The 1450-nt window shown below is 36.6% G+C and carries 1 protein-coding gene; it reads left to right on the top strand.

Annotated elements, in window-relative coordinates:
- Positions 1 to 600: 600 nt before the first annotated feature.
- On the top strand, positions 601 to 1173 hold the full coding sequence (locus HC728_RS19545) for a DUF5677 domain-containing protein (protein WP_190395969.1): 573 nt from the start codon (positions 601 to 603) through the stop codon (positions 1171 to 1173).
- The last annotated feature ends 277 nt before the right edge of the window (positions 1174 to 1450 follow it).

Genomic DNA, 1450 nt, shown 5'->3' with positions numbered 1-1450 from the left:
GGCGTTGTGCGTACTGAGTCCGAAATTTTTGCACGGTTCCTCAATAGAAACGAGACTTTTGTAAACGCTATTTAGCTATCACAAATCCTCTTCTTTGTTGCCTTTTAGCGTTCGTTTCATCAGGTTCGGCAATTAAGCATTGTCGGCCTAAATTCAGGCGTTTCAGAGGCTATTTTACGCTTCAATGGTTCTTTGGTGTTGCCTCATTTTAACCTGCATCCGTGTTTTCCTCGCAGCATTTTCAATCCCAATTGTTGCGAGGATATTTGGTTTATCAGTTCCAAACTTGTTGAAGCCAAGTCGTTCAAATGGCGTAAAAAGTGTATCTGTTTTCCATTCACTTCATCTCGCATTTTAAGAACATTTTGTTCGCTTAATTGGCATCGGTAAATTAAAATCAGGGCTTAGAAAATCTTGGCAGGGTAGTTCTTTACCAAGCTAGCCAAGCCGAAAAAGAGTCCGCACAACAATCGCATCAACACGATTTATTACACTCGGCGTTCTGGGTTTGCTTTGGGTTTTGTGATTAGGGCGGTTAAATTCAGGTTGGTTTGCATAGTAATAAACGTGTTATGCAAGCGTTATAAGTACGGATAAGTTATGAATAAATCAAAAGAAAGTTTGTTGTTACTTGAAAATGCATTAAATAATATAAAGTTACCACGTACTAATAGAGTGATGGTTGCTAGTTCGTATTATTCTATTTGTCTGGAGCATTATCGTTCAATTTTAAGCTTAATTGAATTACGTTTGTATAGTTCAGCTAGCGCACTTTTAAGATGTCTTTTTGAAAGTTACGTAAAAGGTTTATGGTTTTATTATTGCTCAGAAGAAAAAGATATAGGTTTGTTGAGGAATGATAAGTTTGAAAAAAAGTTTAGTGTGTTGGTCAAGGATATCGAAAGTAAAAAAATAAAGGGGTTATCAACAGCTAAAAAAAATAATTGGGGTACTCTTAATGGTTTAACGCATTCAGGGGCAGGGCAAATTTCACGACGCATCTCTGGCGATAATATAGGTTCTAATTTTGATGAAGATTTTATTAAGGATACAATTAGCTTTGCAAATAATTACGGCTTATTAGTTGCCGGAGAACTTGCCTTAATTAGTGATGATAAAGTAGCTCAAGCAGCAGTACTTGAGGTGCAGGACGTTTTTAGTATGGAAAAATAGTACTTATAACAAATGCATCAACACGATTTGCTACATTCGGCATTCTAGGTTTCTTTGGGTTTATCGTATTAAGTGGTAAATTTAGGCTTAATCTGCATGGTAGCAAACGTGTTATGCAGGCGTTATGCGAGTTAAAGTTAATGGAGGTTTCCCCCCATTATTAATTAGCTAGTATGACAAGAATTACAACAATAGTAACAACCGTTAATTCGTCTACCTGGATATTGTCGTCTTGCTTCAGATACGGCTCCAGAGCAACTAATATGAAAACCAAGAT

This window comes from Aliivibrio sp. S10_S31 (genome assembly GCF_014694495.1).
GTDB classification, from domain to species: domain Bacteria; phylum Pseudomonadota; class Gammaproteobacteria; order Enterobacterales; family Vibrionaceae; genus Aliivibrio; species Aliivibrio fischeri.
This window is presented reverse-complemented; position numbering and strand designations above follow the sequence as displayed.